This window comes from Pseudomonas sp. MONT-RG-20F-20-E-7-02 (assembly GCF_022662395.1).
GTDB lineage: Bacteria > Pseudomonadota > Gammaproteobacteria > Pseudomonadales > Pseudomonadaceae > Aquipseudomonas.
Genome location: NZ_JAKNQN010000005.1, coordinates 439,511 through 463,179 on the forward strand (window position 1 = coordinate 439,511; position 23,669 = coordinate 463,179).

Annotated in this window: 20 protein-coding genes and 2 tRNA genes; 18 read left to right on the top strand and 4 right to left on the bottom strand. The window is 60.6% G+C overall.

What is annotated here, in order from left to right; genetic code table 11:
- Positions 1-22 precede the first annotated feature (22 nt).
- The 12 genes from L8I05_RS17620 to L8I05_RS17675 all read left to right on the top strand — a co-directional run bounded on the left by L8I05_RS17620 (position 23) and on the right by L8I05_RS17675 (position 14,377).
- A complete protein-coding gene (locus L8I05_RS17620) occupies positions 23-883 on the top strand; it encodes an NAD(P)H-hydrate dehydratase (RefSeq protein WP_177017364.1) in 861 nt (286 codons plus the stop codon).
- Positions 871-1,341 carry a tRNA (adenosine(37)-N6)-threonylcarbamoyltransferase complex ATPase subunit type 1 TsaE gene (tsaE, locus tag L8I05_RS17625; RefSeq protein ID WP_242170607.1) on the top strand — a complete coding sequence of 157 codons (471 nt, stop codon included), beginning with the start codon at positions 871-873 and terminating at the stop codon, positions 1,339-1,341. Before L8I05_RS17620 ends, tsaE begins: the two co-directional genes overlap by 13 nt.
- 15 nt (positions 1,342-1,356) lie before the next feature.
- Positions 1,357-2,778, top strand: a complete 1,422-nt coding sequence (locus L8I05_RS17630; protein WP_159953879.1) for an N-acetylmuramoyl-L-alanine amidase — start codon at positions 1,357-1,359, stop codon at positions 2,776-2,778.
- A 14-nt stretch (positions 2,779-2,792) separates the two neighbouring features.
- Entirely contained in the window at positions 2,793-4,694 is a 1,902-nt protein-coding gene (gene mutL / locus L8I05_RS17635; RefSeq protein ID WP_242170661.1) for a DNA mismatch repair endonuclease MutL, read from the top strand.
- Positions 4,694-5,665 (top strand): tRNA (adenosine(37)-N6)-dimethylallyltransferase MiaA, encoded by a 972-nt coding sequence (gene miaA / locus L8I05_RS17640; protein ID WP_177017365.1) that lies wholly within the window; start codon positions 4,694-4,696, stop codon positions 5,663-5,665. Before mutL ends, miaA begins: the two co-directional genes overlap by 1 nt.
- A gap of 93 nt (positions 5,666-5,758) precedes the next feature.
- Positions 5,759-6,019, top strand: a complete 261-nt coding sequence (hfq, locus tag L8I05_RS17645) for an RNA chaperone Hfq (protein ID WP_159953882.1) — start codon at positions 5,759-5,761, stop codon at positions 6,017-6,019.
- Between the two features lie 12 nt (positions 6,020-6,031).
- Positions 6,032-7,333 (top strand): ribosome rescue GTPase HflX, encoded by a 1,302-nt coding sequence (hflX, locus tag L8I05_RS17650; protein WP_242170610.1) that lies wholly within the window; start codon positions 6,032-6,034, stop codon positions 7,331-7,333.
- Between the two features lie 96 nt (positions 7,334-7,429).
- Positions 7,430-8,611: an FtsH protease activity modulator HflK gene (gene hflK / locus L8I05_RS17655; RefSeq protein ID WP_159953884.1), complete on the top strand. Its 1,182-nt coding sequence runs from the start codon at positions 7,430-7,432 to the stop codon at positions 8,609-8,611.
- Positions 8,611-9,477, top strand: a complete 867-nt coding sequence (gene hflC / locus L8I05_RS17660; RefSeq protein WP_017138460.1) for a protease modulator HflC — start codon at positions 8,611-8,613, stop codon at positions 9,475-9,477. The genes hflK and hflC overlap by 1 nt, the downstream gene beginning before the upstream one ends.
- Before the next feature lie 294 nt (positions 9,478-9,771).
- A complete protein-coding gene (locus tag L8I05_RS17665; protein ID WP_159953885.1) occupies positions 9,772-10,959 on the top strand; it encodes an ATP phosphoribosyltransferase regulatory subunit in 1,188 nt (395 codons plus the stop codon).
- Positions 10,960-11,013: 54 nt separating this feature from the next.
- Positions 11,014-12,303, top strand: a complete 1,290-nt coding sequence (locus L8I05_RS17670) for an adenylosuccinate synthase (RefSeq protein ID WP_159953886.1) — start codon at positions 11,014-11,016, stop codon at positions 12,301-12,303.
- 139 nt (positions 12,304-12,442) lie between these two features.
- The gene (locus tag L8I05_RS17675) at positions 12,443-14,377 is read left to right on the top strand and encodes a methyl-accepting chemotaxis protein (protein WP_242170612.1); all 1,935 of its coding nucleotides are present in this window, start codon (positions 12,443-12,445) and stop codon (positions 14,375-14,377) included.
- Between the two features lie 108 nt (positions 14,378-14,485).
- Here L8I05_RS17675 and L8I05_RS17680 read toward each other — a convergent pair whose 3' ends face one another.
- The 4 genes from L8I05_RS17680 to L8I05_RS17695 form a co-directional block, all read right to left on the bottom strand.
- Entirely contained in the window at positions 14,486-16,051 is a 1,566-nt protein-coding gene (locus tag L8I05_RS17680) for an iron ABC transporter permease (protein WP_242170615.1), read from the bottom strand.
- The gene (locus tag L8I05_RS17685; RefSeq protein WP_242170618.1) at positions 16,051-17,076 is read right to left on the bottom strand and encodes an extracellular solute-binding protein; all 1,026 of its coding nucleotides are present in this window, start codon (positions 17,074-17,076) and stop codon (positions 16,051-16,053) included. Before L8I05_RS17685 ends, L8I05_RS17680 begins: the two co-directional genes overlap by 1 nt.
- A gap of 144 nt (positions 17,077-17,220) precedes the next feature.
- Positions 17,221-17,307 (bottom strand) — tRNA-Leu (locus L8I05_RS17690).
- A gap of 176 nt (positions 17,308-17,483) precedes the next feature.
- Positions 17,484-17,570, bottom strand: a tRNA-Leu gene (locus L8I05_RS17695).
- A 224-nt stretch (positions 17,571-17,794) separates the two neighbouring features.
- Here L8I05_RS17695 and rnr point away from each other — a divergent pair.
- The 6 genes from rnr to rplI all read left to right on the top strand — a co-directional run bounded on the left by rnr (position 17,795) and on the right by rplI (position 23,617).
- The gene (gene rnr / locus L8I05_RS17700; RefSeq protein ID WP_242170621.1) at positions 17,795-20,428 is read left to right on the top strand and encodes a ribonuclease R; all 2,634 of its coding nucleotides are present in this window, start codon (positions 17,795-17,797) and stop codon (positions 20,426-20,428) included.
- Entirely contained in the window at positions 20,425-21,180 is a 756-nt protein-coding gene (gene rlmB / locus L8I05_RS17705) for a 23S rRNA (guanosine(2251)-2'-O)-methyltransferase RlmB (protein WP_010213600.1), read from the top strand. The genes rnr and rlmB overlap by 4 nt, the downstream gene beginning before the upstream one ends.
- 360 nt (positions 21,181-21,540) lie before the next feature.
- Positions 21,541-21,963: a 30S ribosomal protein S6 gene (gene rpsF, locus L8I05_RS17710; protein WP_003217491.1), complete on the top strand. Its 423-nt coding sequence runs from the start codon at positions 21,541-21,543 to the stop codon at positions 21,961-21,963.
- 28 nt (positions 21,964-21,991) lie between these two features.
- Complete coding sequence (gene rpsR / locus L8I05_RS17715; RefSeq protein WP_002551829.1) at positions 21,992-22,222, top strand: 30S ribosomal protein S18; 231 nt, start codon at positions 21,992-21,994, stop codon at positions 22,220-22,222.
- A 36-nt stretch (positions 22,223-22,258) separates the two neighbouring features.
- Positions 22,259-23,152 carry a hypothetical protein gene (locus tag L8I05_RS17720; RefSeq protein ID WP_242170623.1) on the top strand — a complete coding sequence of 298 codons (894 nt, stop codon included), beginning with the start codon at positions 22,259-22,261 and terminating at the stop codon, positions 23,150-23,152.
- A gap of 18 nt (positions 23,153-23,170) precedes the next feature.
- Entirely contained in the window at positions 23,171-23,617 is a 447-nt protein-coding gene (gene rplI, locus L8I05_RS17725; RefSeq protein ID WP_003171376.1) for a 50S ribosomal protein L9, read from the top strand.
- The last annotated feature ends 52 nt before the right edge of the window (positions 23,618-23,669 follow it).

The following is a 23,669-nucleotide window of genomic DNA, read 5'->3' on the forward strand; positions in this document are numbered from 1 at the left end:
AGACATCGGAGCTTGAAGACGCATGCCGCAGACAAAACACGCAATAACCGACGTACAACCCTTATTGCACGGCCATTTGCCGCAACTGGCGGCACGTTCCCCGGACGCCCATAAAGGCCAGTTCGGCCACTTGCTGGTCATCGGTGGCGACCGCGGCTTTGGCGGCGCTGCGCTATTGAGCGCAGAAAGTGCCCTGCGCAGTGGCGCGGGCATGGTCTCGCTGGCGACCCGTGTTGAACACGTGCCGGCCGCGTTGGCGCGCTTGCCGGAAGTCATGACGGTGGGCGTGAGTTCGGCCAACCAGTTGATGGGGCTACTGGAAAAAATCTCGGTGATCGTCATCGGCCCAGGGCTGGGTGATGCTTCCTGGGGTAAAAGCCTGTTGTCCGTTGCCGCCAACGCCAAGCAGCCGCAGGTCTGGGATGCTGACGCCTTGAACCAGCTGGCCACGGGCAGTGTCAGCTTGCCGGCCCACTCGGTGATCACGCCACACCCTGGTGAGGCCGCGCGCTTGATGGGCATCACGACAGCCGAGGTTCAGGCCGATCGCCTTAAGGTGGCGCGCGCGTTGAGCCAGAAATTCAATGCAGTGGCTATCCTCAAGGGTGCTGGCAGTTTGATTGCCAGCCCGGACGGGCGGGTTTCACGCTGCGACCAGGGCCACCCGGCGATGGCCACGGCGGGCCTGGGGGATGTATTGAGCGGGCTGGTCGGCGCATTGCTGGCCCAAGGCATGCCAGCCTATGAGGCCAGCTGCCTGGCCGTGTGGCTGCACGCCACGGCGGGGGATCGCCAAGGCACTTTCGGTCGCGGGCTGGCTGCCAGCGACCTGATACCTGCCATTCGTCAATTGCTGGAGGAGCAGTCACCGTGTCTGAAGTAACCCTTTTTCTGGCCGACGAAGACGCGATGGTTGCGCTCGGTCAGCGCATCGCCCAGGTGACGAAGGGCGCTGGGCTGATTTTTCTTGAAGGCGACTTGGGCGCCGGTAAAACCACGCTGTCGCGGGGGATTATTCGCGGGTTGGGCCACGCGGGCGCGGTAAAAAGCCCGACGTTTACCCTGGTCGAACCCTACGAAATCGGTGAGCTGCGGGCTTTCCACTTCGACCTCTATCGCCTGGTCGACCCCGAAGAGCTGGAGTACATGGGTATCCGTGATTACTTCGACGAAGACGCGTTGTGTCTGATCGAGTGGCCAGATAAAGGCACAGGCTTTTTGCCAAAGCCGGACCTGACCATTACCATTACGCCGCATGAATCTGGACGTCAGCTGAAGTTGTTGCCCCAAAGCGCGCGCGGTCAGTCGTGGTGCGCCGCTTTGGCATTGGAATTCAAATAATTGGTGGGGTTAGGTATGCGCTTTCGCGCGATGGTTGCTGTCGTAGGGGTGTTGCTTGCGGCAATGACTTTCAATGCTCTGGCTGCTTCACAGGTGAAAAGTGTTCGCCTGTGGCGAGCGCCGGATAACACGCGACTGGTGTTCGACCTGTCTGGCCCGGTCCAGCACAGCGTCTTTACCCTGACGGCGCCTGATCGCCTGGTGATCGACATCAACGGTGCGACCCTGGCCGCGCCGCTGAAGGTCTCCACGGCCAACACGCCGATTACCGCGATGCGCTCGGCCCAGCGCACGCCCACCGACCTGCGTGTGGTCATCGACCTGAAAAAGGCCGTGACCCCGAAAAGCTTTGTGCTGGCGCCTAACGCCCAATACGGCAACCGATTGGTGGTCGACCTGTTCGACAACGCCGCCGATGCCGCGCCGCCGCCTGCGCCAACCCCGAGCGTGGCCACGGTGCCGGCCGTGCCGGTCAACCCGTCGCAACCGCAGGTTAAGCTGCCACCGCCGCCGCCAGCGCCGGCGGGCAAGCGTGACATTATCGTGGTGATCGACGCCGGCCACGGCGGTGAAGACCCGGGCGCCTCCGGCTCGCGCGGCCAGCATGAAAAAGACGTGGTATTGGCCATCGCCCGTGAACTGCAGCGTCAGGTCAATGGCATGAAAGGCTATCGCGCCGAGCTGACGCGTACCGGCGACTACTTCATCCCGTTGCGCGGTCGTACCGAAATCGCGCGCAAGAAGGGCGCCGACCTGTTCGTGTCGATCCACGCCGACGCCGCACCCTCGGCCGCGGCCTTCGGTGCCTCGGTGTTTGCGCTGTCGGATCGCGGTGCCACGTCCGAGACTGCGCGTTGGCTGGCCGACAGCGAAAACCGTTCCGACTTGATCGGCGGGGCCGGCAACGTGTCCCTCGACGACAAAGACAAAATGCTCGCCGGTGTACTGCTCGACCTGTCGATGACCGCTTCGCTGACTTCCAGCTTGAACGTCGGCCAGAAAGTCCTGAGCAACATCGGTCGTGTCACGTCCTTGCACAAGCAGCGCGTGGAACAGGCCGGGTTCATGGTGTTGAAGTCGCCGGACATTCCATCGATCCTGGTGGAAACCGGGTTTATCTCCAACTCCAACGAAGCCTCGAAGCTGGCCAGTGCCAGCCACCAGCAGGCGCTGGCGCGTTCGATCAGCGCGGGCATTCGCCAGTTCTTCCAGCAGAACCCGCCACCGGGCACCTACATTGCCTGGCTGCGCGACTCCGGGAAAATCGCCCAGGGCCCGCGTGACCATCGCGTGCAGCCCGGCGACACCCTGGCTATGCTGGCCGTGCGTTTCCAGGTCTCGGCCGCTACCTTGCGCAGCGCCAATAACCTGAAAACCGATGAGTTGAAAGTCGGCCAGGTGTTGACTATCCCTGGCACCGAATTGGCGGCGCAATAATGAGCGAATCAGTCTTGAACAGCGGTTCGCGCATTGAGCTGCTCAGCCCGCGCCTGGCCAACCAGATTGCCGCGGGTGAGGTGGTTGAGCGCCCGGCGTCGGTGATCAAGGAGCTGCTGGAAAACAGCATCGACTCCGGCGCCAAGCGCATTGATGTGGATGTGGAGCAGGGCGGCGTCAAGCTGCTGCGCGTGCGCGACGACGGCAGCGGCATCTCGTCTGATGACCTGCCGCTGGCACTCGCACGTCACGCCACCAGCAAGATTCGCGACCTCGAAGACCTTGAGCGGGTGATGAGCCTGGGTTTTCGTGGTGAAGCCCTGGCGTCGATCAGCTCGGTGGCACGCCTGACCCTGACCTCGCGCACCCGCAGCGCCGAGCAGGCCTGGCAGGTGGAAACCGAAGGCCGCGACATGGCGCCCCGCGTGCAGCCGGCGGCGCACCCGGTGGGCACCTCGGTGGAAGTGCGGGACTTGTTCTTCAACACCCCGGCGCGGCGCAAATTCCTCAAAGCTGAAAAAACCGAATTCGATCACCTGCAAGAAGTCATCAAACGCCTGGCTTTGGCGCGTTTCGACGTGGCGTTTCACCTGCGCCATAACGGCAAGACCATCCTCTGCCTGCACGAAGCCCATGACGACGCAGCACGCGCGCGGCGTGTGTCGGCAATTTGCGGCGCGGGCTTCCTGGAGCAGGCGCTGCCGATTGAAATCGAGCGCAATGGCTTGCGCCTGTGGGGTTGGGTGGGCTTGCCGACCTTCTCGCGTAGCCAGGCGGACTTGCAGTATTTCTTCGTGAATGGCCGTGCGGTACGCGACAAGCTGGTGGCCCACGCGGTGCGCCAGGCCTACCGCGACGTGCTGTTCAACGGGCGGCATCCTACGTTTGTACTGTTTTTTGAAGTCGACCCGTCGGTGGTCGACGTCAACGTGCACCCGACCAAACACGAAGTGCGCTTCCGTGACGGGCGCATGGTGCATGACTTCCTTTACGGCACGCTGCACCGCGCCTTGGGCGATGTGCGGCCGGATGACCAGCTGTCTGCGCCGATCGTAACGGCGGTGGTGCGGCCGAGTGGCCCGCAGGCCGGTGAGTTTGGCCCGCAAGGCGAAATGAGCCTGGCAGCCAACTTGCTGCAGTCGCCACATTCGCAGCCGAGCTATACGACGCCGGCGGGTTCCGGTTCTGGTGCGGGCTATCAGTATCAATACACGCCGCGCCCGCAATCGGCAGTGCCGGTGGCAGAAGCCCAGGCGGCCTATCGCGAATTTTTTGCGCCGCTGCCGGGTGCCGAGCCGAGTGCGGTCGCGTTGCCGGAAGGCGGCGGTGATATCCCGCCACTGGGTTATGCGCTGGCGCAGCTCAAGGGCATCTACATTCTTGCGGAAAACGCCCACGGCCTGGTGCTGGTGGACATGCATGCCGCCCATGAGCGGATCATGTATGAGCGCCTGAAGATCGCCATGGCCAGCGAAGGCCTTAGTGGTCAGCCGTTGCTGGTGCCTGAATCCCTGGCCGTCAGCCAGCGTGAAGCCGATTGCGCAGAAGAACACCACGGCGTGTTCCAGAAACTCGGCTTCGAATTGCAGCGCCTGGGCCCGGAAACCCTTGCAATCCGCCAGATTCCCGCGCTGCTCAAGCAGGCCGAAGCCAACCGTCTGGTCGCAGACGTGCTGGCGGACCTGATGGAATACGGCACCAGTGACCGCATCCAGGCCCACATCAATGAACTGCTCGGCACCATGGCCTGCCACGGTGCGATCCGCGCCAACCGCCGCCTGGCCTTGCCGGAAATGAACGGTTTGCTGCGTGATATGGAAAACACCGAGCGAAGTGGGCAATGTAACCATGGCCGACCGACCTGGACCCAAATGGGCCTGGACGATCTGGACAAACTGTTTTTGCGCGGCCGTTGATGAGCGCCTTGCCCCCCGCGATCTTCCTGATGGGCCCTACGGCCGCCGGCAAGACTGACCTGGCTATCGAGCTGACCAAGGTGTTGCCGTGCGAGCTGATCAGTGTCGACTCTGCCCTGGTTTACCGGGACATGGACATCGGCACGGCCAAGCCTTCCAAAGCCCTGCTGGCCGAGTATCCGCATAAGCTGATCGACATCATCGACCCGGCCGAAAGCTATTCCGCCGCGGATTTCCGCACGGATGCACTGGCGGCCATGGCCGAAATCACCGCGCGGGGCAATATTCCGCTGCTGGTGGGCGGCACCATGCTCTATTACAAGGCTTTGCAGGAAGGCCTGGCGGATATGCCGCCGGCAGACGCCCAGGTGCGTGCTGAGCTTGAGGAAGAGGCTGTACGCCTTGGCTGGCAAGCCCTGCACGACCAATTGGCGGCGGTTGACCCGGTGTCGGCAGCGCGTATTCACCCCAATGACCCGCAGCGCCTTACTCGCGCGCTGGAAGTTTGGCGGGTCAGCGGCCAGACCATGACTGAACATCGGCTGAAACAAACTGCGCAAAGTGCTGACGCAGGCGCATCTGGGCAGGCAGTATTACCCTATACTGTGGCGAATCTGGCCATTGCTCCGGCAAATCGCCAGGTGTTGCATGAACGAATTGCACAAAGATTCACAATTATGTTGGAACAGGGGTTTGTGGACGAGGTCGTAGCACTGCGTTCCCGAGGTGACCTGCATGCTGGGTTGCCGTCGATACGTGCTGTTGGCTACCGCCAAGTCTGGGATCATCTGGATGGCAAGCTGACGTCAGCCGAAATGCAGGAGCGCGGCATCATTGCCACGCGCCAATTGGCGAAACGCCAGTTCACCTGGTTGCGCAGCTGGAGCGATTTGCACTGGCTGGACAGCCTGGACAGCGACAATCTGTCACGCGCCTTGAAATACTTGGGATCGGTCTCCATATTGAGCTGAGTCCTTGCAATTGCCGTCTATCCTTGGGGGTGTGACGGCCATAAGCTATCTATTTTCCGAATTTTATTATTGATCCTTAAAGGAGTGCGGCACATGTCAAAAGGGCATTCGCTACAAGACCCTTACTTGAATACTTTACGTAAAGAGAAAGTGGGGGTTTCCATCTACCTGGTCAACGGGATCAAGCTGCAAGGCACGATCGAGTCGTTCGACCAGTTCGTGATCCTGCTGAAAAACACCGTCAGCCAGATGGTTTACAAGCACGCTATCTCGACAGTCGTTCCAGTTCGTCCTATCCGTCTGCCTAGCGCAGCGGGTGACGAAGCCGGTGACGCTGAGCCAGGTAACGCCTGATAGGAGTCTCCTTTGTTCTTTGAGCGCCACGGTGGTGGTGAGCGAGTAATCCTCGTTCACTTGGATGGACAGGACCCTGAGGCGCGCGAAGATCCGCAGGAGTTTCAGGAGTTGGCAAATTCGGCCGGCGCCGAGACCGTTGCGTTTTTTAACGTGCCGCGTCATCGGCCAACCGCCAAATTTCTGATTGGCAGCGGCAAGGTCGAGGAATTGCGCGACCTGGTCCACGCTGAAGAAGCCGATCTGGTGATCTTCAATCACACCCTCACGCCCAGTCAGGAACGTAACCTCGAACGTGTTTTCGAGTGTCGCGTGATCGACCGCACCGGTCTGATTCTCGATATTTTCGCCCAGCGCGCCCGTACCCATGAAGGCAAGCTCCAGGTAGAACTGGCCCAGCTTGACCACATGAGCACCCGGCTGGTTCGCGGCTGGACTCACCTTGAGCGTCAGGGTGGCGGTATCGGCATGCGCGGGCCGGGTGAAACCCAGCTCGAAACCGACCGCCGTCTGCTGCGGGTTCGCCTGCGCCAGATCAAGGGCCGCCTGGAAAAAGTCCGCAGCCAGCGCGAACAATCGCGCCGTGGCCGTATGCGTGCGGATATCCCTACCGTTTCCCTGGTGGGCTATACCAACGCCGGTAAATCCACACTGTTCAATAACGTGACGAAATCGGACGTTTACGCGGCCGACCAACTGTTCGCTACCCTCGACCCGACCTTGCGCCGTCTGGAACTGGACGACCTGGGGCCGATTGTCCTGGCCGATACCGTGGGTTTCATTCGTCACCTGCCCCACAAGCTGGTCGAGGCGTTTCGGTCTACGCTCGAAGAGTCGAGCAATTCCGACCTGCTGTTGCACGTGATCGATGCGGCCGAACCGGATCGCATGCTGCAGATTGAACAGGTGATGGTGGTACTGGGCGAGATTGGTGCACAGGACTTGCCGATCCTCGAGGTCTATAACAAACTCGATTTGCTTGAAGGCGTTGAGCCACAAATCCAGCGCGACGAAGAGGGCAAGCCCCAGCGGGTCTGGCTGTCGGCACGTGACGGCAGTGGTTTGGAATTGCTTGAACAAGCCATTGCCGAGCTGCTGGGCAGCGATTTGTTTGTCGGCACCTTGCGCTTGCCTCAGCGTTTTGCTCGACTGCGTGCACAGTTTTTCGAGTTGGGCGCGGTACAGAAAGAAGAATACGACGAAGAGGGTGTCAGCTTGCTGGCCGTTCGATTGCCGCGCTCGGAGCTGAATCGGCTGGTCAGCCGTGAAGGCGTTGTGCCGACGGAGTTCATCGAACAACACACTTTGCAATAAAAGCCTTCTAAAGCGGTTGTGCCGCAGCAGCAGGCATTCTGTAGCATTGGTCGGCGCGCCGTGGGTGCGTCTTTGCTTTATCAGATGGAGAGCGCTATGGCTTGGAATGAGCCGGGTGGCAACTCGAATAATCAGGATCCTTGGGGTGGTAAACGCCGCAATAATGGCGACCGCAAGGGGCCACCAGATCTCGACGAGGCCTTCCGAAAGCTGCAGGAAAGCCTGAATGGGTTGTTCGGTGGTGGGAAAAAACGTGGTGGTGACGACGGCGGTCGCACAAGCAAGGGCGGTGGCTATGGCCTGCTGGGCCTGGGTCTTGTCGTGCTCGCAGCCGTGTGGCTGTACAGCGCGGTTTACGTAGTCGACGAGCAGGAGCAAGCCGTAGTGCTGCGCTTCGGCAAGTACTACGAGACTGTCGGCCCGGGCCTGAACATCTACTTCCCCCCGATCGACAAGAAGTACATGGAGAACGTCACGCGTGAGCGTGCCTACACCAAGCAGGGCCAGATGCTGACCGAAGACGAGAACATCGTCGAAGTGCCGCTGACCGTGCAGTACAAGATCAGCAACCTGCAGGATTTCGTGCTGAACGTTGATCAGCCAGAGATTAGCCTGCAACACGCAACCGAAAGTGCCCTGCGCCACGTGGTGGGTTCCACCGCCATGGACCAGGTGCTGACCGAAGGTCGTGAATTGATGGCCAGCGAGATCAAGGAGCGCCTGCAACGGTTCCTCGATACGTATCGCACCGGTATCACCGTCACCCAGGTGAACGTACAGAGCGCAGCTGCACCGCGCGAAGTGCAGGAAGCCTTTGACGACGTGATCCGTGCCCGTGAAGACGAGCAGCGTTCGCGCAACCAGGCTGAAACCTACGCCAACGGCGTCGTGCCGGAAGCCCGTGGTCAGGCCCAGCGTATCCTTGAAGATGCCAACGGTTACCGCGACGAAGTGGTCTCCCGCGCCAAGGGTGAGGCGGATCGCTTTACCAAGCTGGTCGCCGAGTACCGCAAGGCTCCGGAAGTCACGCGTGAGCGTCTGTACCTGGACACCATGCAGGAAGTCTTCAGCAACACCAGCAAGGTTCTCGTGACCGGTAGCAAAGGTGGGCAGAACAACCTGCTGTACCTGCCGCTGGACAAGATGATCGAAGGTGGTCGTAGCAGTGGCGGCAGCAATGCGCCGTCCAGCAGTTCTACGTCGGCTGCCAATGAAGCCAGTGCCCGTGCGGCCGCTGACTTGCTGCAACAGCAAACACGTACCAGGGAGAGTCGTTGATGAGCAATAAATCGCTGACCGCCCTGATTGTGGGCGTCGTCGTGGTCATCGCTGCCTGGAACTGCTTCTACATCGTGTCTCAGACCGAGCGCGCGGTGTTGCTGCAATTCGGTCGTGTGGTCCAGGCGGATGTCCAGCCGGGCCTGCATGTGAAAGTCCCCTACGTGAACCAGGTGCGCAAGTTCGATGGCCGCCTGATGACCCTGGATGCACCGACACAGCGCTTCCTGACCCTGGAAAAGAAAGCCGTGATGGTTGACGCCTACGCCAAGTGGCGCGTCAAGGATGCCGAGCGCTTCTACACCGCGACTTCCGGCCTCAAGCAGATTGCCGACGAGCGTTTGTCGCGCCGTCTGGAATCGGGTCTGCGTGACCAGTTTGGTAAACGCACCCTGCACGAGGTGGTATCCGGTGAGCGTGATGCGCTGATGGCGGATATCACGCGTTCGTTGAACACCATGGCTGAAAAAGAGCTGGGCATCGAAGTTGTCGATGTCCGGGTCAAGGCGATCGACCTGCCCAAGGAAGTGAACCGCAGCGTGTTCGAGCGTATGAGCACCGAGCGTGAGCGTGAAGCCCGTGAGCACCGCGCCAAGGGTAACGAGTTGGCTGAAGGTATCCGTGCAGATGCCGACCGTCAGCGCCGTGTACTGCTGGCAGAAGCCTATCGCGAGTCTGAAGAGGCCCGTGGTGATGGCGACGCTCAAGCCGCGGCGATCTACGCCAAGGCTTACGGCCAGGACCAGGAGTTCTACGCGTTCTACCGTAGCCTGCGTGCCTACCGTGAAAGCTTCGCGAACAAAACCGACGTCATGGTGCTGGACCCAAGCAGCGACTTCTTCCGCTACCTGGAAAAGTCCAAGTAACCAGCCGGTGATTCTGTAGGGCCCACTCCGTCGGGCGGCTAAAATGCCTGGCGGGGTGATCCTTTCAGAAAACGGGTGTATGATGCGGCAGCCGGGAAATTCCCGGCTTTTTTGCGTCTGCATGTTGGATTCGGCAGGCGTGACAGGTTTTTCGAGGAAAGTTCCCGACGAGGCCGCTAGCAGGCCATTTCGTCACGTCGTTCTTGCGCGTTGTTTATGCAGGGGCCGGGCATTTTCTGCTTCACTCAGGGCTCGGCCGAAGGCTGGTCGCCCGGATCATAGGGGAATGGCGTAATGGCAACGGTAGACCGCTGGCTGCTGCCAGATGGCATCGAAGAAGTACTGCCACCAGAAGCTGCGCGCATTGAAGTAGCGCGTCGCCAGGTGTTGGATCTGTTCCAGAGCTGGGGTTACGAGTTTGTCGTGACCCCGCATATCGAGTACCTGGAATCCCTGCTGACCGGCGCGGGCCAGGACCTCGATCTGCGCACCTTCAAGGTCATCGACCCGCAATCGGGCCGGCAAATGGGCTTTCGTGCCGACATCACGCCGCAAGTGGCGCGTATCGATGCGCACACCCTGCGTCGCGAAGGCCCGAGCCGTCTGTGCTACGCCGGCAGCGTGCTGCATGCCCAGCCGCGTGCCTTGTCGTCTTCGCGTAGCCCGATCCAGTTGGGTGCCGAGTTGTACGGCGATGCCAGCCCGAGCAGCGACGTAGAAGTGATCAGCTTGATGCTGGCCATGCTGCAACTGGCGGATGTGCCGGATGTACACATGGACCTGGGCCACGTGGGTATCTACCGTGGCCTGGCCCGTGCGGCCGGTTTGTCCGGTGAAGTGGAGCAACAATTGTTCGATGCCCTGCAGCGCAAGGCCATCGATGAAGTCATTGCCCTGACCGCTGGCGTGCCTGCCGATCTGGCTGACATGCTGCGCGCACTGGTGAACCTGTGCGGCGGCCGTGAAGTGCTGGTGGCTGCACGTGAGCGTCTGGCCAATGCGCCGGCGCCAGTTCTGGCCGCGCTGGATGACGTATTGGCGATTGCCGAGCGTTTGTCGGCGCGGTTCCCGGAGTTGCCGCTGTATTTCGACCTGGGTGAATTGCGCGGCTACCACTACCACACCGGTGTGGTGTTCGCGGTGTTTGTACCGGGTGTTGGCCAGGCCATCGCCCAAGGCGGTCGTTATGACGATATCGGCGCCGACTTCGGTCGCGCGCGTCCGGCGACTGGCTTTTCCACCGATTTGAAAACCCTGGTGACCCTGGGGCGTGCTGAGGTCGAGCTGCCGTCTGGTGGCATCTGGATGCCCGACAGTACGGACGCAGCACTCTGGCAGCAGGTTTGCCAGTTGCGCAGTGAGGGTCAGCGTGTTGTCCAGGCGTTGCCTGGCCAGCCATTGGCCGCCGCCCGTGATGCGGACTGCGACCGGCAATTGATTCTGCAGAACGGGCTTTGGCAAGTATCGCCACTGGCTTCTTGAGTTTTCCTGCCGGCCATCGCCGGCACCAAGTTTGCGCGAATGAGGACAAGTGTTATGGGTAAGAATGTCGTAGTCCTGGGCACCCAATGGGGTGATGAGGGCAAAGGCAAGATCGTTGATCTGCTGACCGAACATGCTGCCGCCGTAGTGCGCTACCAAGGTGGCCACAACGCTGGCCACACCCTGGTCATCGATGGCGAAAAAACCGTCTTGCACCTGATCCCGTCGGGCGTACTGCGCGAAGGCGTGCAGTGCCTGATCGGCAACGGTGTGGTGGTTGCACCTGACGCCCTGCTGCGTGAGATCACCAAGCTGGAAGAGAAAGGCGTACCGGTGCGTGAGCGCCTGCGTATCAGCCCGTCCTGCCCGCTGATCCTGTCCTTCCACGTTGCGCTGGACCAGGCCCGTGAAAAGGCCCGTGGCGAGCTGAAGATCGGTACGACCGGTCGCGGCATCGGCCCGGCCTACGAAGACAAGGTTGCACGTCGTGGCCTGCGTGTGGGCGACCTGCTCAACATGCCACGCTTTGAAGACAAGCTGCGTGAACTGGTGGATTACCACAACTTCATGCTGGTCGGTTACTACAAAGAGCCGGCCATCGAGTTTGAAAAGACCCTGGCCGAGTGCAAGGAATACGCTGAGCTGCTCAAGCCGCTGATGCTCGACGTGACCGCTGAGCTGCACGACCTGCGTCGCGCCGGCAAAGACATCATGTTCGAAGGCGCCCAAGGTTCGTTGCTCGACATCGACCACGGCACCTACCCGTACGTGACCAGCTCCAACACCACCGCTGGTGGCGTGGCGACCGGTTCGGGTGTTGGCCCGATGTTCCTGGACTATATCCTGGGCATCACCAAGGCTTACACCACTCGCGTAGGTTCGGGCCCGTTCCCGACTGAGCTGTTCGACGACGTTGGCGCACACCTGGCCAAACAAGGTCACGAGTTCGGTGCTACCACTGGCCGTGCTCGTCGTTGCGGCTGGTTCGACGCCGTTATCCTGCGTCGCGCTATCGATGTGAACAGCATCTCGGGCATCTGCCTGACCAAGCTGGACGTGCTCGACGGTCTGGAAACCATCAACATCTGCATCGGCTACAAAGATGCAGACGGTAAAGATGTTGCCCCAACCGACGCTGACAGCTACGTAGGCCTGCAGCCTGTGTACGAAGAAGTGCCAGGCTGGACCGAATCGACCGTGGGCGCCAAAACCCTGGAAGAGCTGCCTGCCAATGCGCGTGCTTACATCAAGCGCGTTGAAGAGCTGATCGGCGCGCCAATCGACATTATTTCGACGGGCCCGGACCGCAACGAGACCATCGTTCTGCGTCACCCGTTCGCTTAATAAGCTGTTGATGTAAAAAGCAAAGGGCTCCTTCGGGAGCCCTTTGTCGTGTCTGGCTGGCAAACGGCACGACCCTTGCTATGGTTCTTTCTTTCGCGGTGCTATCAAATTAATGGCACCCGTGGTGGAGGGATTCCCAGTGTCTGCCGTTCTCTCATTGTTACAAAGCCGACTGTTGCGGCCGGTGTTCGTTACCCTAGGTATCGCTCTTTTGGTGCAAGTGCTGGTGGCCGTCGCCCTGACGCGAAGCACTGTGACTGCATTGGAAGCTGATTTGGGCAACCGCCTGGGCGTCGACAGCCAGAAACTTTCCGGTGAGCTGGCGCAAGCCGGCAAGGAAGTCACCTCCAGTCTGGACAGCTTGTCTTCCAGCACGCGCCAACGTCTGACCGGAGGGCTCTCGACGCGTCTGAAAGATGAGCAGAAGCAACTGCGTGCGACGCTGGAAAAAGACCTGCAAGACTCTGCCAACGACATGGCGCAACTGCTGGCCTCGGTGGCGCCGCGCGCCATGTGGGACAGCGACGTGCCGACGTTGTCGGAATTCGCCCGGCGTGCCCAGCGCAATCCCAACGTATTGTTCGTGGTCTACGACGATGCCGCCGGGGAGCATCTGACCCGCTATCTGAACCGTGACAACCCGATCAACCAGGCATTGCTGGCCAAAGGTCAGGGCGACCGTGCCCTGGATAAGGTCTTGGATGCGGCGAAAAATGATCCTTCGGTGTTTTACGTCGAGGCCTCCATCAGCCCTAACGGCGTAGAGATCGGCAAAGTCCGCATGGGGGTTTCGACCACGGCGGTCGAGACAGACCTGGCGGCGCTGGACAAGCGGTTTGCGGCGCTGATTGCCAGCAGTGATCAGTTGGTGGGTGACAGCCTCAAGGGCGCGGCTGCCGACAGCGCAGCGGCCATGGGCGCGCGCCTGCAGTCTGCACAAACCACCGCCACGCAGATGACCGCCAACACCACCAGCGCCGTGCAGGAGGCTGCAGGCACCTTGCGCTGGCGCATCGGCATGGGGCTGGCGATTGTCGGGTTCGGTGTATTACTGCTGATCGCCATCGTGCTGGGCCGGCGTGTGGTCAATCGCCTGAAGCTGTTGATCGCGGCCATGGATGACCTGGCGGCGGGCGAGGGCGACCTCACCAAGCGCGTGCAAATCAGCAGTAAGGACGAGATCGGCGACATGGCTTCGGCGGTCAATCGCTTTGTGGATAAGTTGCAGCCCATCGTGCGTGAGGCAGGTGATGTGGCCCAGCGCACGGGCGTGGAAATCGGTGCCATGACCTTGCGCAATGCCGGCGCTGACAAGGCCGCCGGTTTGCAGCGCGATGAGGTGGCCGAGAGCCTGCGCGCGCTGTCGCAGATGGCCGATGAGGCTCAGGCCGAAAGCCATGCGATGCAGGCGGCGTTGCAGCAAGTGGTGGACATTCGCCAGGCTACGGATGAAAACTCGCGCACCTCGGCGGAGGTCGGCAGCTTGATCGAGGCCTTGGCTGGGCAGGTTCAGGCCGGCTCCCAGGTCATTGAGCGCCTGGCCCAGCAAAGCGAGCAAATTGAAGTGGTGCTGACGGTGATTCATGGCATCGCCGAGCAGACCAATCTGTTGGCGCTGAACGCGGCCATCGAAGCTGCGCGGGCCGGTGAGACCGGGCGTGGTTTTGCGGTGGTGGCTGACGAGGTGCGTGCGCTGGCAAGTAAAACCCAGAGCTCCACGGGTGATATCCAGGCGCATATCGTGGCGTTGCAGCAGGGCGCGCGTGAGGCGGTGGAAACCATCAGCAAGGCCGGGCGGCAAGCCAACGAAGGCTTGCTGGTGTTGCGTGACAGTGTGCGCCTGCAGCAGACGGTGCAGGCTTCAGTGGAACAGGTGCATGCGGCGATTGGCTTGGCGACGCGTGCGGCTGAGCATCAGGCGCAAGGCGCGCATGCGGTGCGTGGCCGGGTCGAGGTGATTCATGCCCAGGCTGAGCGTGCGGCGCAGGCGGTGGTGGAGACCACGGCGAGTGGCAAGGTGCTGGATGGGTTGGCGGCGCAGCTTAAGGCGAGTTTGGGGCAGTTTCGGGCTTAGTGGTGCCTGTACCGGCGCTATTGCAGGCAAGCCAGCTCCCACATTTGCCTGCATTCCAAGGTTGGAACTCGGTCAGCTGTGGGAGCAGGCTTGCCTGCGATCGCTGTTTCAGCGGCTCAGATACATCCGCGTCGTGAGCAAATACACCGGCAACCCCGACACCAGAATCAACAGCGCCGCATAAGGCGCTGCCGCCGCAAACTCCACATTCGAGGTATGCGCCCACACGGCGGTGGCCAGGGTGTTCAACCCCGTCGGGCTGAGCAGCAATGTCGCCGTCAATTCCTTCATCGCGTCCAGAAATACCAGCGCAAACGCCGCGCCCAAAGCCGGGAAAATAATCGGCAACGTCACCCGGCAAAACGCGCTGAACGACGACGCCCCCAGTGTGCGCGCAGCCTCTTCCAGCTGCGGTGCAGCCTTGTTCAGGGCCGTGCGAATCGGCGCCTGCGCCAGTGGCAGGAACAGCAGCGCATAGGCGATCAAAAGCAGCGCGGACGTCTGGTAAAGCGCCGGCACGTAATGCAGTGCGAAATACACCAGCGTCAATGCGATCACCAGGCCGGGCAGGGCATGCAGCAGGTACGGCAGGCGCTCGGCCCAGATCGCCAGTTGGCCTTTGTAGCGCACCACCAGAAGCCCCACAGGCACGGCCAACACCAGGCAAAGGGCTGCGCCACCCAGCGACAGTGCCAGTGAAGACAGCAGTGCCTCACCGATCTCGGCCACGGGAAAGGCCGCCGACGAACCCACCGCCAGCCAATACCCGAGCATCCCCAGCGGAATGCCGCTGCCAATGATCGCCAGCGCCAGGCAATACACTTGGCCCAGTGGCGCCCACTTGCCCAGCTTGACCTGCTCAGCATGCCGCGCCGCGCCCTGGCCGATGCGCACGTGTCGGCCTTTGCCGCGTACGCGTAGCTCAAGCCACAGCAGCGTCAGGCACATCACTAGCAATACCGCCGAGAGCATCGCGGCGTTGGCATTGCTGAATTCCAATTCGAATTGCTGGTAAATCGCGGTAGTGAAAGTCTGCAGGCCGATGATCGACAACGCGCCGAATTCCACCAGCATATGCAGAGCAATCAGCAGCGCCCCGGCCAGTAATGAAGGCCACAGCAAGGGCAGTGTGATGCGAAAAAATACGCCCCAGCGATTCAGCCCCAAGGTGCGGGCCGATTCTTCCAGGGACGGGTCAAGATTGCGCAGCGTCGCCGCCACCGGCAGAAACACCAGCGGGTACTTGGACAGGGTCATCACCAGGATCGCCCCACCCAGCCCTTCGAAGTTGGCGCTCAGCGACACCCAGGTAAAACTGCTGACAAACGCCGGCACCGCAAATGGCAGGCACAGGATTACGCCCCAGATGCGTCGCCCCGGCAGGTTGCTGCGTTCCAGCAGCCAGGCCAGGGACAGGCCGATCACGCCACAAGCCACCGTCACGCCAATCATCAACGCCAGGGTGTTGCGCAGCAGCCCGAATACATAGGGCCGCCACAGCAGATGCACCGCTTCCGCCCAACCCGCTTGCCAGGCTTTGGTCCCGACATACACCAAGGGCAGCAGGCTCAAGCAGACCAGGAACAGGACGGGAATCAGCAGCCAGATCGATGGGCGCTTGCGACGCGGGCTGAAACCCCCGCGCAAGGCGAGGGCGGGGAGCGATGGGTTCATCAGTTCAAGCCAACGTCACGTTCCAGGTCCAGGGCTTCTTCGGCATTGCCAAGGTCCGCAGGCGTGACTTTCGGCGGTTGCAGCTCGCTGAAAGGCTTGAGGCCGCGGCTCGATTCCATGCCCCTGCGCAGCGGGTATTCGGCCGAGGTGTTGGTGATCACGCGCTGGCCTTCTTCGCTGGCCATAAAGGCCAGCAACTGCTGGGCTTCTTTCGGGTGCTTGCTGGATTTCAGTGCGGCAGCGGACGACACGGTGATCAGGCCGCCGGCATCACCATTGGTGAAGTAGTGCAGTTGCGAATCCAGGTTGGTTTTTTCTTTCTTCAGGGCAAACCAGTAGTAGTTGTTCACCAGCACGGTGGCGACTTCGCCGTTTTCCACGGCTTTGAGCGCAACCATGTTGTTGCTGTAGACCTTGCCGAAGGCGCGCAGGCCGGTCAGCCATTCTTCAGCGGCTTCGCGACCGTGCAGCTTGATGATCGCCACGGCTTGTTCCTGGAATGCGCCGCTGGTGGGTACGAAGCCGACTTTGCCTTGCCACTCGGGGCCGGCGAAATCCAGCACCGATTTGGGCAGGTCTTTTTCAGCGATCAGCTTCGGGTTGAATGCCACGACGCGGGTGCGTGCGGTCACGCCCATCCAGTCGCCGTTGCTGCCGACATAGTCTTTGGGCAATACGTCGAGGGTGCTGGCGTCGATCTTGGCGAGCAGGCCTTGTTCGCCGAGTTTGTTCAGCGGCGGCGATTCTTCGGTGTAGATCACGTCGGCGGGGGAGCGGTCGCCTTCTTCGACGACTTGGCTGGCCAGCTGGTTGCTGCTGCCTTTGCGCACGTTGACGTGAATGCCGGTCTTGGCTTCGAAGGCTTTGGCGAGTTCATCGCCGACTTCCTTGTGTTGGCCGTTGTACAGGGTCAGTGAGACCTTGTCGGCGGAATAGGCGGCGGGCGAGAGCAGGGTCAGGCCGAGCAGAGTGATGGTCAGGCCACGCAGAAGGGATGTCTTGAGACGGGTATCGCGGATCATCATCCGGGGTTTTCCTCACTTGAGTGCAACAAATCCTTACAAGGATAAACGATAAAACTTCTCAAGTGCGGACAAGGGGGAAATCGGCAGGCAGGTTTTCAAACCCCGGAAACGAAAAAACCCGCTTTCGCGGGTTTGATCTGAATTTGGTGCCCAGGAGAAGACTCGAACTTCCACGACCTTGCGATCACCAGCACCTGAAGCTGGCGTGTCTACCAATTTCACCACCTGGGCATTATCAACAACGCTTGCGCCGTTGATGGAGCGAACTATACGGAGGGCTTTTTGATCTGTAAACCCCTGATTCAAAAATATAAATCAAGATTCTCGTTAAAAATCAAAGGCCTGAAACGCAAAAACCCGCTTTCGCGGGTTTTTGGAGACTCGAGGCAGAACCTTGAGTTTGAAATTGGTGCCCAGGAGAAGACTCGAACTTCCACGACCTTGCGATCACCAGCACCTGAAGCTGGCGTGTCTACCAATTTCACCACCTGGGCAGCATCAACAACGTTGCCGTCGTCGATGGCGCGCACTATACGGAGGCGATTTTGAGCTGTAAAGCCCTGCTATGAAAAAAGTCTGGAAAATTTCGCCAATGGTCGTCCAAGGTGCGTTACGAGGGCGACAAAGGCCTTTAAAACGCTTGTTGAGGACTGAAATTTCCCGTTTCAATACGCGTATGCCAAACTAACCCGCATATAGACAAGGTGAAAACTCTCTAATGGCCGATTGGCAGTCCCTCGATCCCGAGGCCGCTCGTGAAGCGGAAAAATATGAAAACCCTATTCCTAGCCGCGAACTGATCCTGGCGCACCTCGCCGATCGGGGCTCGCCTGCTAGCCGCGAGCAGCTGGTTGAAGAATTCGGTCTGACCACCGAAGACCAGCTCGAAGCCCTGCGCCGCCGTTTGCGTGCCATGGAGCGCGATGCTCAACTGATCTACACCCGCCGTGGCACTTACGCGCCTGTGGATAAGCTCGACCTGATCCTTGGCCGCATCGCCGGTCACCGTGATGGCTTCGGCTTCCTGATCCCGGATGACGGCAGCGACGACCTGTTCATGAGCCCTGCGCAAATGCGCCTGGTGTTCGATGGCGACCGTGCCCTGGCGCGGGTTTCCGGCCTCGACCGTCGCGGTCGTCGTGAAGGTGTGATCGTCGAAGTGGTGTCGCGTGCCCACGAGTCCATCGTTGGCCGTTACTTCGAAGAAGGCGGTATTGGCTTTGTTGTGCCGGATAACCCGAAGGTCCAGCAGGAAGTGCTGATCACCCCGGGCCGCAATGGCGCTGCCAAGGTCGGCCAGTTCGTCGAGGTGAAAATCACCCACTGGCCTACTGCGCGCTTCCAGCCGCAAGGCGATATCGTTGAAGTGGTCGGCAACTACATGGCGCCGGGCATGGAAATCGACGTTGCGCTGCGCACCTACGATATCCCTCACGTCTGGCCTGAGGCTGTGCTCAAAGAAGCCGCCAAGCTCAAGCCGGAAGTGGAAGAGAAAGACAAAGAAAAACGCATCGACCTGCGCCATCTGCCGTTCGTCACCATTGACGGCGAAGATGCCCGCGACTTCGACGATGCGGTTTACTGCGAAGCCAAGCCTGGCAAGCTGCGCCTGTTCTCCGGCGGCTGGAAGTTGTTCGTCGCGATTGCCGACGTGTCCAGCTACGTGAAGATCGGTTCGGCCCTGGATAACGAAGCTCAGGTGCGCGGCAACTCCGTGTACTTCCCTGAGCGCGTGATTCCGATGCTGCCTGAGCAGCTGTCCAACGGCCTGTGCTCCCTGAACCCGAAAGTCGACCGTTTGGCCATGGTGTGCGAGATGACCATCTCGAAAACCGGCGAAATGACCGACTATCAGTTCTACGAAGCGGTGATCCACTCCCAGGCACGTCTGACTTACAACAAGGTCAGCACCATCCTGGAAACGCCGAAGACCAGCGAAGCCAAGGCCCTGCGTACCGAATACGCTGGCGTGGTGCCGCACCTCAAGCAGCTGTATTCGCTGTACAAGGTGCTGCTGGGCGCACGTCACGTGCGTGGCGCGATCGATTTTGAAACCCAGGAAACCCGGATTGTCTTCGGTTCCGAGCGCAAGATCGCCGCAATCACCCCGACCACCCGTAATGATGCGCACAAGCTGATCGAGGAATGCATGCTGGCGGCCAACGTGGCCACTGCAGAGTTCCTCAAAAAGCACGAGATTCCTGCGTTGTACCGCGTGCACGACGGCCCGCCGCCGGAGCGTCTGGAGAAGCTGCGCGCGTTCCTCGGTGAGCTCGGCCTGTCCCTGCACAAAGGCAAGGACGGCCCGACGCCGAAGGATTACCAGGCACTGCTCGCGAGCATCAAGGACCGTCCGGATTACCACGTGATCCAGACCGTCATGCTGCGCTCCCTGAGCCAGGCGGTGTACAGCGCCGATAACCAGGGCCACTTCGGCCTGAATTACGAGGCGTACACCCACTTCACCTCGCCGATTCGTCGTTACCCGGACCTGCTCACGCACCGGGCGATCCGCAGCGTGATCCATTCCAAGCAGAACACCCCGCACGTCAAGCGCGCCGGTGCCATGACCATTCCGAAAGCGCGGATCTATCCGTACGACGAAGCGGCCCTGGAACAGCTGGGCGAGCAGTGCTCCATGAGCGAGCGCCGCGCCGACGAAGCCACCCGCGACGTGGTGAACTGGCTCAAGTGCGAGTTCATGAAAGACCGCGTGGGCGAGACGTTCCCAGGTGTGATCACCGCGGTGACCGGCTTTGGCCTGTTTGTCGAGCTGACGGATATCTACGTCGAAGGCTTGGTGCACGTCACCGCCTTACCGGGCGATTACTACCACTTCGACCCTGTGCATCACCGCCTGGCGGGCGAGCGCACCGGTCGCAGCTTCCGTTTGGGCGACACGGTGGAAGTGCAGGTCATGCGCGTCGACCTCGACGAACGCAAGATCGACTTCGGCATGCCTGATAAACCCGCCGAACCGACTGGCCGCAAAAAACGTGGCGGCGAAACCGCAGCGCCGGCCGCCAAAGGCAAAGGTACTCCTGCGAAAGCAGCGGTCGCCGAGCCAGCGCCTGCCAAGGCGGGTCGTCGCTCGTCGGCCAAGGAAAAGGCGCCTGAAGCCTACCGCCCAAGCGATGCAGCGGCGAAAAACGCCGAGCTGCGCCGCAGTCGCGAGTTGAAGCAGCAGTTGCTCAACGAAGCCAAAAGCGGTGGTAAAGCGGCGTCTGGGGGAAAGTCCCGCGAGGCGGAAAAGCCGTCGAGCAAACCGAGTAAACACCGTAAAGGCCCGCCAAAAGCGGGTTCGGCTCCCGCGAAAAGCGGCGGGTCGCGCAAACCTAAGGCCAAGTCATGAGTCTGGAAAAAATCTACGGCGTTCACGCCGTAGAAGCACTGCTGCGTCATCACCCCAAGCGCGTCAAGCAGGTGTGGTTGGCCGAAGGCCGTAGCGAGCCACGCGTGCAAGCGCTGGTCGAGTTGGCCACCCAAAACAAGGTTGCCATCGGCCAGGCCGAGCGCCGCGAAATGGACGTGTGGGTAGAAGGCGTTCACCAGGGCGTGGTGGCGGACGTGAGCCCGAGCCAGGTCTGGGGCGAGGCGATGCTCGACGAGTTGCTCGATCGCACCGAAGGCGCGCCGTTGCTGCTGGTGCTGGACGGCGTGACTGACCCGCACAACCTGGGCGCCTGCCTGCGTTCGGCGGATGCTGCCGGCGCGCTGGCGGTGATTGTGCCCAAAGACAAATCGGCCACCCTGACGCCCGTCGTGCGTAAAGTGGCGTGCGGCGCGGCGGAAGTGATTCCGCTGGTCGCCGTGACCAACCTGGCGCGCACCCTGGAGAAACTCCAGCAGCGCGGCCTGTGGGTCGTGGGTACGGCAGGCGAGGCTGAGGTCAGCATTTATGACCAGGACCTCACCGGCCCGACCATCCTGATCATGGGCGCCGAAGGCAAAGGCATGCGTCGCCTGACCCGTGAGCATTGTGATTACCTGGTGCACTTGCCGATGGCCGGTAGCGTCAGCAGTCTCAACGTGTCGGTTGCCACTGGCGTCTGCCTGTTTGAGGCCCAGCGCCAGCGTGGTGCCAAGGCCAAAGCCAAGAAATAAGGCTTAACCCTGTGGGAGCCGGGCTTGCCCGCGATGGCGGTGTGTCAGTCAGCAGAGATGTTGCCTGTGCCATTGTCATCGCAGGCAAGCCAGCTCCCACATTTGTTTTGTGTTGATCGTTCCCACGCTCCGCGTGGGAATGCCTCTTGTGACGCTCCGCGTCACGCGATCGCTTGAGCGGGTGGTGATTGTTCAAATAATCACCAATCACCTTGCGCCGTTTCTCCCCCTTCTCTACAATTGCGCCCCTTGCCTTCCTGGCAGGCACCGATGTGCCTCCCTGCGGCAAGATCCATAAGTGTCATTCACTCCTTGTCTGACCGTTTTTGAGCGGCAGGCTACAACCCGTAAGGAGCATTCATGCGTCATTACGAAATCATCTTTTTGGTCCACCCGGATCAAAGCGAGCAAGTCGGCGGCATGGTTGAGCGTTACACCAAGCTGATCGAAGAAGACGGCGGCAAAATCCACCGTCTGGAAGATTGGGGCCGTCGTCAACTGGCCTACGCAATCAACAATGTTCACAAGGCTCACTACGTGATGCTGAACGTTGAGTGCACTGGCAAGGCCCTGGCCGAGCTGGAAGACAACTTCCGCTACAACGATGCAGTGATCCGTAACCTGGTCATCCGTCGCGAAGAAGCCGTTACCGGCCAATCCGAGATGCTCAAGGCTGAAGAAAACCGCAGTGAGCGCCGTGAGCGTCGCGACCGTCCTGAGCACGAAGGCGCTGAAAGCGCTGATAGTGATGACAGCGACAACAGCGATAACGCTGACGAGTAATCCACGGACCTTTTAAGGAGCCTATCAAATGGCACGTTTCTTCCGTCGTCGTAAATTCTGCCGCTTCACCGCTGAAGACGTGAAAGAGATCGATTACAAAGATCTCAACACTCTGAAAGCCTACGTATCCGAGACCGGCAAAATCGTTCCAAGCCGTATCACCGGTACTAAAGCACGTTATCAGCGTCAGCTGGCCACCGCTATCAAGCGCGCCCGCTTCCTGGCCCTGCTGGCCTACACCGACAGCCACGGCCGCTGAGACCGGGCAGTCGACAAGTAGTAAGGGATTGAATGCATGCGCGCCTTAGCTGAGTTCATCATGCGCGGTCGCGTGCAAGCCACTCTCGTAGTGGCTGGATGTGCGGCATTGCCGTTGCTTTATTGGTTGGGTGCTGCTGCGGTTTGCCTTGTGCTGCTGCGGCGCGGTTTGAAGGACGCCTTTGGCGTTCTTGCCCTGGGATTGTTGCCGGCCTTGATCTGGTGGCTGCAAATGGGTGATCCACGGGTACTTCTGGTACTGCTGGGTTCATCGAGCCTTGCGTTGGTTTTGCGCGCAAGTGAGTCCTGGGTCCGCACGCTGCTGGTCAGCGTGGCATTGGGGTTGGTGTACTCAGTGATGCTTGGCGCGGCTTTCCGCCCGCAAATCGAGGTGCTGTCGCAGGAAATCGTCAAGATCCTGCCATTGGCCCTCGGGGATCTCTACCAGCAATTGTCGGTAGATGAGCGAGCGCGGTTGGCTTCACTGATTGCCCCGGTCCTGACCGGCCTGATTGCGGCGTTGTTGCAGGTCCTCAGCGTGCTGAGCCTGATTCTTGGGCGTTATTGGCAGGCGTTGTTGTACAACCCGGGTGGTTTTGGTCGCGAATTTCGCAGTATCAGAATCCCTGCGGGGCCGGCGATGTTGCTGCTGGCGTGCATGGTTGTCGGGCCGAATTTCGGCCCACAGATGGCCTTGCTGGCGCCGATTTGCAGCGTACCGCTGGTGTTTGCCGGGCTGGCCCTGATTCATGGGCTGGTGGCGCGAAAGCGCCTGGCCACGTTCTGGCTGGTGGGGTTGTACGTAGTGCTGTTGGTATTCATGCAGCTGATCTATCCGTTACTCGTGGTTTTGGCCATTGTCGACGGCCTGATTGATTTTCGCGGTCGTCTAGCGTCGAAAGACGCCGATAACGCGAACGGTGAAGGTTAAAAGTTAGAGGATTTTCACATGCAACTGATCCTTCTGGAAAAAGTCGCCAACCTGGGCAACCTGGGCGACAAAGTGAACGTTAAGGCCGGTTACGGTCGTAACTACCTGCTGCCATACGGCAAAGCCACCGCTGCAACCGCTGCCAACCTGGCTGCGTTTGAAGAGCGTCGTGCTGAGCTGGAAAAAGCAGCAGCAGACAAAAAAGCTTCGGCCGAAACTCGCGCTGCCCAACTGGCTGAGCTGGAAGTGACTATCACTGCCACCGCCGGTGACGAAGGCAAGCTGTTCGGTTCGATCGGCACCCACGACATCGCTGATGCACTGACCGCCTCCGGCGTTGAAGTGCAGAAGAGCGAAGTTCGTCTGCCGAACGGCACCATCCGCAACGTTGGCGAATTCGATGTAGCCGTGCACCTGCACGCTGAAGTCGAAGCAACCGTACGCGTTGTTGTGGTAGCTGCTTAAGCAGTACCTAACTGACTGGCACCTCGCGTGCCGGGCGGTTAACATCGGGCAC